Source organism: Chryseobacterium sp. CCNWLW53, assembly GCF_037083525.1.
Taxonomy (GTDB): Bacteria; Bacteroidota; Bacteroidia; order Flavobacteriales; family Weeksellaceae; genus Chryseobacterium; species Chryseobacterium lathyri.
In genome coordinates, this window is the sequence record NZ_JBAOJR010000005.1 from 313,904 (window position 1) to 321,153 (window position 7,250).

The following is a 7,250-nucleotide window of genomic DNA, read 5'->3' on the forward strand; positions in this document are numbered from 1 at the left end:
ATTATCTGTTAACTCTTCTTGGTTTAACAGCTGCTTCAGGAATATCCTGTACAGTTCTGAATCCGATATAGCTTCTTGCAGAATCTTTTCTTTCCCAATCTCTAGCACCTGTCATAAGGGCATATCCTATATCTTTCCAAGATCCACCTCTTACAGACTTCTTCGTATCTATTTTATTCTTCGTAGAAGGATTTAATGTAGAAGAGAATCCATAAGAAGAGTTGTTATACGCAGATTCTGTCCATTCAGAAACGTTTCCAGCCATATCAAATAACCCAAATCCATTTTTCTTAAATTTCTTTACTGGAGCTGTATATGTATAAGTACCTTTTTTATCGTCTTCCATATAGTTACCTCTCTTAGGTTTGAAGTTGGCAAGATAGCAACCTCTGTCATCCATTAAATATGGACCTCCCCAAGGGTAAGTAGCATTTTGCATTCCGCCTCTGGCAGCATATTCCCACTCGATTTCTGTAGGAAGACGGAACTTCATTGGTCTTTGTTTTTTTCTTTTTAAGCTTTCGTTATAATCTGTTTTCAGTTTAGATCTGAAGTTACAGTAAGCTCTTGCCTGATCCCAGGTTACCCCAACTACAGGATAATCTTTATAGGCTTTGTGCCAGAAATATTGCTCGAACAATGGTTCGTTGTAAGCAAAGTGGAAATCTTTTACCCAAACTGTAGTATCCGGATAGATCGCAATGCTTGAACTTTTAAGGAAGTTAGCTCCTCTTTCGTTCTCAGCAAGTGCGGCATCCATATCTTCCCACTGATAATTGTATTTTAGTTTACTAACGTCTAAAATTCTTTCGTTTCCGATTCTAGAAGAAGCAGGCAGATACATAGATTCCAGAACTTCTGCATATTCTACATCAGGATACTTTCCGGTACTCCAATGTAAAGGGATTTTCCAGTCTAGTCTTTTAGTTGCATCATAGCCTCCATCTTCTCTTCCTCCCTGGCCTTCTAAATATTCTTGATAAGGTGTTAAATTTTCTTCTTTTTTAGCAAGGTATGCATAGTCACCGATGCTTGCTCCTCTACGTCCGCCTTCTTCACCGCCTTCCCCAGCAGCTTCAGCTAGTAGAGTTCTCGCAATGGAATCTCTTACATAATTGATAAATACTCTGTACTCTGCATTGGTAGTTTCCGCTTCATCCATGAAGAAAGAGGAAACAGTAACAGTTTTCAACGAAGCTTTTTCAGGAGTATTTGTTGGGTCCTGATCTGCAAGACCAGCAACAAATGAACCTGCAGGAATACCAACCATTCCAAATGGTCTTTCCGCAACAAATGATTTCGTTTTTTCTCTTGGTATCAATTCTCCTTTTGTTCCAGGCTTCCCTACAGAAGAACTGCCACCACCTGAACAAGATACTGATGCTACCGACGCAGACAATAATAAAAGAAATATCCTTTTCATGTTAATTTTTATAATTAAGCCGTAAATATATAATTTTTTTAAGAAACTTTTAAGATTTTTTTTGAAATAACGGAAGAAATCTAAATTTATTTTATTTACAACTGTTTTTTATTCCACGGTTACAGATTTTGCCAGGTTTCTCGGCTGATCTACATTGGCTCCTCGGTATACAGCAATGTAGTAAGCCAATAGCTGCAAAGGCACAGATGCTACGATTGGCGAGAAACATTCTGAAGTCTCAGGGATTTCAATAACATAATCTGCCATTTCACTTACCTGCTTATCTCCTTTGTTAACTACAGCAATCACTTTTCCTTTTCTGGCCTTAATTTCCTGAACGTTGCTTACAATCTTATCGTAATGTCCTTTTTTAGGGGCAATAATAACGATTGGCATGTTCTCATCGATAAGGGCGATAGGTCCGTGCTTCATTTCTGCTGCCGGATATCCTTCTGCATGGATATAGGAGATTTCTTTCAGTTTTAAAGCGCCTTCCAATGCCGCAGGATAATTATATCCTCTTCCCAGATAAAGGAAATTTGTTGTGTTTATAAAGTCTTTTGCAATATTTTGAGTCAACTCGTGGGTTGTACTTAAAACTTCTTCTATTTTTTTAGGGATAGCATCCAATTCAGCGATTAAGCTCATGAATTCAGCGTTTCCTAAATTACCGTTATGTTTTCCTAATTTTAATGCAATTAAGCTAAGAATGGTAAGCTGTGCAGTAAATGCTTTTGTAGAAGCAACACCAATTTCCGGCCCTGCATGAGTATATGAACCTGCGTCTGTAATTCTTGCAATTGAAGAATCCACTACATTACAAATACCGTATATAAATGCTCCTTTTTCTTTTGCCAGCTTCAATGCAGCCATTGTATCTGCTGTTTCTCCTGATTGAGAGATTGCAATAACCACATCTTTATCCGTAATAATCGGGTTTCTGTATCTGAATTCTGATGCATATTCTACCTCTACCGGAATCCTTGCATATTCTTCAATAAGATATTCCCCGATAAGACCTGCATGCCAAGAAGTACCACAGGCAATAATAATAATTCTGTTCGCATTTTTAAATCTTTCCAAATGATCCCAGATACCGGCCATTTTTATAATCCCTTCATCCACAAGAAGTCTCCCCCTCATTGTATCATGAATAGATTTAGGCTGTTCAAAAATCTCTTTAAGCATAAAATGCTCGTATCCGCCTTTCTCAATCTGTTCTAAGCTTAATTTAAGCTCCTGAACTTCAGGTTCAATTCTTGAGTTATCATTAATCGTTCTGATGTCTACTCCATTTTCCAATGAAATTGTAGCCATATGTCCTTCTTCAAGATAGATCGCTTCTTTGGTAAATTCTACGAAAGGTGATGCATCAGAAGCAATAAAGTATTCTTTATCTCCCAGTCCGATTGCCAGTGGAGAACCAAGTCTTGCAACTACCAGTACTCCCGGATAATCTTCATGAAGCACAGTAATAGCATACGCCCCATATACTTCATTCAAAGCATATCTTACAGCTGTCGGGAAATCTGTTTCAGGCTTCAAATCCATGAAATATTGGATAAGATTCACCAATACTTCTGTATCTGTTTCGGATTTGAAAGTAAATCCTTTTTCGCTAAGCATTGTTTTAATAGTATCATAGTTTTCTATAATACCGTTATGTACAAGAGCGATTTTTCCGTTGTTTGATAAGTGAGGGTGTGAGTTTCTATCACTTGGAACTCCATGGGTAGCCCATCTGGTATGTCCCATCCCTATTTTAGCGGTCCCTTTTAACTGTGACGAAATATTGACTAAGTCATCTACTTTACCTTTTGTCTTTTCTACTTCAAACTTATTGTTTGAGCCTTCCAAGACAATCCCTGCACTGTCATATCCTCTATATTCTAATCTTCTAAGACCGTTGATTACAATGTCATACGCGTCTTGAAACCCTGTATATCCTACAATTCCGCACATATTTTGTCTAGTGTTTATTTATTTTTTAGTACCGTAAGTGATTTTTAATTGAATTCTGTTAGGATTCGTTTTATCTGATCCTACATAAACTCCTCTTTCTGTTGCAAATGATCTGGTTGTAAATTTATACCCGGCAAATACATTGGCCTCAGTCGGTACAAATTTCCCCATATTAATAAGTAAAGCTTGATTTTCTTGTGTACCCTCTACAATATCTTTCACTGTTTTTGTCACAGTAAAGTCATAATAAGCAGGCTTGTTAGTTGAATCAGAAGATTTCAACCAGTCAAATCCTGCAGAAATATCACTGATAAAACCTCCAGAAGTAAGCACTCCGGTAACCGGCTTTTTCACTATTGTAAAATTTTCTTCTGTTTTTCTGTAATTATTGTTCCATGACGGATCCGTAAAGATTCTGATTTTTGCACTTACAATAGCAGCTTTATCTTTCGTATACAGCTCTTTAAGTTTTGTAATTGTTGTTTCAGGAATTTTAACGCCAATTGAAGGACCTCCCATTCCCTGTAAATAAAGTTTAGGATCCCCATCATTTTCGTTAATAGCAGAAGATGCAGTTTCCCATGCAGAACCGGTTCTGTTATACTCATACTGACCATAACGTCCTCCGCTTACAAGTAACTTAAAGGTAGACTGTGGTCTTGTAATCGTCCCGTTGTCATTTTTCTCATTGGTATAATACATCACTATTTCCATATTATCCGGAGAAAACTCAAAAAGATAGCCATCTGTTTCATCCACAGAAAGTCTGATTCCTTTAAAATATCTGGTAAAGTTAGCCGCATCCATAAGTTCCGGCTTTTTGCTTTTATCAAGAATTTTAGTCTGGAAAAAGTTTTTATTTAAAGCCATCCTGAATCCTGCATCTGATGTAAACACAGAAGAATTATCCGATTTTTTATTGATTGTTACAGCTCTTACTTTTCCGTCAAAGACAGAAGTTCCCAATGATTCTCCGGTAGCTACAGTTACGTTTGAACTTTTGAAAGCATCAGAATTTCCATCCAGGAATGTAGTCACTTCATCCACTTTTATATGCAAAAGAGTGTTTGTCCCGCCAGCTCCCAATTTCGTCTTACCATATTTTTTAGTGTAACTTACCGGATACGTTTTTATATCTGTTGAAACAGGTACTGTTTCATTTCCAATTAGTAAATTTTCATCTTTCGCTCCAGGTGCACTAACTGAATCAGCCACAGCAGCAGGTCTCATTACCAACACTACAGAATCTATTTTTGGGCTGGTTCCAAAATCAAAATTATCTGTAGACATTCTCAGCTGGGTAAGAAAGGATGCTTTCTGCATTCCGAACTGTCCTTCAGAAAATGCTCCTAATACAGAAGTATAAGTGGAAACTCCAGTTGTATTGATCAAGCTTACAAGCCTGCTGGCGTCACTTCTGATGGAATCATGATTATTAATATTATAAGCAATAAGGTCGTAAGAAGTTACATTACCTTCTGCAGCACCGTCTATAAAAAGCTGCTCACCCAGTGAATCCGCCTCCGGCTCGCAATTATAAAGAAGGGCACTCCCGAAAACCGCCATAAGAAGTATGGCAAAGGTCCTTTTAACAGTATGAATCATTAAAAATGTGTTTTAATAAAGTTGGTTTATAGAATCTACGTCTACATATTCTGATTTTGGAGTTGTTGTTTCGTTGAAACCTTTATCAAGGTCTGCATCCAGAAACTCATCTCCTTTTACCACCATGTCAACATAGTTCATACTTTCAATAACAAAGTTTTTGATTGTCGGATTATCTAACGCTTTTAATCCGGAAATATTATCGAATGTCAATTTTTCAGCAATATTCTTATCCAGGTCAGCGTCTTTCTCATTGTATAAAGAAAGAACGATTTTGGCGTCTTTGAAGTAAGTATCAGATTCGTAATAAGTTTTCAGATAAATTGGAACAAAAGAAGACATCCATCCGTTCAAATGGATGACGTCCGGTACCCAGTTTAGTTTTTTGATGGTTTCTATAACACCTCTTGCGAAGAAAATCGCTCTTTCATCGTTATCATCAAAAGGATTTCCTTCGTCATCTACGTAGTATTGCTTTCTTTTGAAGTATTCTTCGTTATCAATAAAGTAAACCTGAAGTCTTTCCCCCGGAAGAGACGCTACTTTAATAATTAAAGGCTGGTCCAGGTCATTGATGATAATATTCATTCCCGAAAGACGGATTACCTCATGAAGTTGGAATTTTCTTTCACTTATTTGTCCAAATCTTGGCATAAAAACTCTTACATCATTGCCTTCATTGTGCATCTTAAGTGCCATTTTGTTTACCAATGCAGCCATATTCGTGTCTTCCTGATATGGATACATCTCTGTAGTAATGTACAGTATTTTTTGATTCGGCATAAATTTCTATCTATATTTTTGTAAAAATGCTTTAATGTGCAAAATTACAAAAAAACATTCAACATTATTTTAATTAACATTTTTTTACGATAATTCCCATTTTCAAATTATTAAAAACTCATATAATTATATGATATTTTTAGTATTTTTGAATTAGCATTAAAATAAACTATGGAAGTTATAAAGAATAAGAAAACCCTTCAGGATTTCATTGAAAGACAGAAAGAAATGGGGAAGAAGATTGGGTTTGCTCCTACGATGGGAGCACTTCACAAAGGTCATCTTTCACTCTATGAGGAAGCCAGAAAAGATAATGATTTGGTAATTTCTTCAGTTTTTGTAAATCCTACCCAATTTAATAATCCGGAAGATCTGGAAAAATATCCAAGAGATATTAACAGAGATATTCTTATCCTGGAAAATTCGGGATTAGTAGATGCAGTTTATATTCCTGAAGTAGCTGATATTTACCCCGAGAAAACAGAAAGCCAGCATTATGATTTTGATGGACTGGAAAATGAAATGGAGGGAAAGTCCAGACCCGGACATTTTGATGGAGTGGGAACTGTAGTGGAAGAGCTTTTCAGACAGATTCAGCCGGACAATGCTTATTTCGGGGAAAAAGATTTCCAGCAACTCGCCATTATCAAAAAAATGGTTGAAAAGAAACATCTTCCCGTGAAAATTACAGGCGTTTCTATTTTCAGAGCAGAAAATGGATTAGCATTAAGTTCGAGAAATCAAAGACTTCACGAAGACCGCAAAGAAGCGGCAAAAATTATTTACCAGACATTAGTTAAAGTAAATGACTGGTTCAGAGTGATTACTATTCCCGAAATAAAAGAAAGAGTAACAGATATCTTTGACCATCAGCAGGGCATGAAGTTAGAGTATTTTTTGATCGCTGATGAAAACACCTTGAAAGAAACTGATTTTTTCTATAAAGACAGAAATTACAGAGCATTCATCGTAGTTGTAGTAGATGGCGTGAGATTAATTGACAATATGCATATGGATTAATATTAAACATTTGTTCAACAAAATACTCAACATATTTCATTTATAAAACACAAACTCTGATTACTTTATCAGAGTTTTTCTTTTTATCATGGAATATAAAAAAATCAAAGGCCTCTTGCGGAGACCTTTGAACACCAAATCACAAAATATTAATATGAAAAAAATTTACTTTTCAGTAAACTTGTGACCCGGCTGGGATTCGAACCCAGGACCCATACATTAAAAGTGTATTGCTCTACCAGCTGAGCTACCGAGTCGGTCACTTGCTAACAACCTGCATTAAATGCCATCGTTTTTAAGAGGTGCAAAGATATGATTTTTTTTAATTTCTGCAAACGATTATATAAAAAAAATCAAAGGTCTCTTGCGGAGACCTTTGAAACACCAAATCACAAAATATTAATATGAAAAAAATTTACTTTTCAGTAAACTTGTGACCCGGCTGGGATTCGAACCC

At 36.3% G+C, this 7,250-nt stretch carries 5 protein-coding genes and 1 tRNA gene; 1 reads left to right on the top strand and 5 read right to left on the bottom strand.

Annotated features, from left to right (window positions below):
* Position 1: 1 nt before the first annotated feature.
* From gldK to V6R96_RS17485, 4 genes are all read right to left on the bottom strand, one after another.
* Complete coding sequence (gene gldK, locus V6R96_RS17470; RefSeq protein ID WP_111959202.1) at positions 2-1,423, bottom strand: gliding motility lipoprotein GldK; 1,422 nt, start codon at positions 1,421-1,423, stop codon at positions 2-4.
* 108 nt (positions 1,424-1,531) lie between these two features.
* Positions 1,532-3,385: a glutamine--fructose-6-phosphate transaminase (isomerizing) gene (gene glmS, locus V6R96_RS17475; protein ID WP_111959200.1), complete on the bottom strand. Its 1,854-nt coding sequence runs from the start codon at positions 3,383-3,385 to the stop codon at positions 1,532-1,534.
* Between the two features lie 18 nt (positions 3,386-3,403).
* The gene (locus V6R96_RS17480) at positions 3,404-4,990 is read right to left on the bottom strand and encodes a DUF4270 family protein (protein WP_223558426.1); all 1,587 of its coding nucleotides are present in this window, start codon (positions 4,988-4,990) and stop codon (positions 3,404-3,406) included.
* A 12-nt stretch (positions 4,991-5,002) separates the two neighbouring features.
* Entirely contained in the window at positions 5,003-5,773 is a 771-nt protein-coding gene (locus tag V6R96_RS17485; protein WP_336379730.1) for a glycogen/starch synthase, read from the bottom strand.
* 171 nt (positions 5,774-5,944) lie between these two features.
* On the opposite strand from V6R96_RS17485, the gene panC reads away from it, so the two are divergent.
* Positions 5,945-6,793, top strand: coding sequence for a pantoate--beta-alanine ligase (gene panC, locus V6R96_RS17490; RefSeq protein ID WP_336379731.1), 849 nt, complete (start codon positions 5,945-5,947; stop codon positions 6,791-6,793).
* Positions 6,794-6,977: 184 nt separating this feature from the next.
* Here the strand turns inward: panC and V6R96_RS17495 are convergent.
* Positions 6,978-7,050: transfer RNA gene (locus V6R96_RS17495), tRNA-Lys, on the bottom strand.
* Between the last annotated feature and the right edge of the window lie 200 nt (positions 7,051-7,250).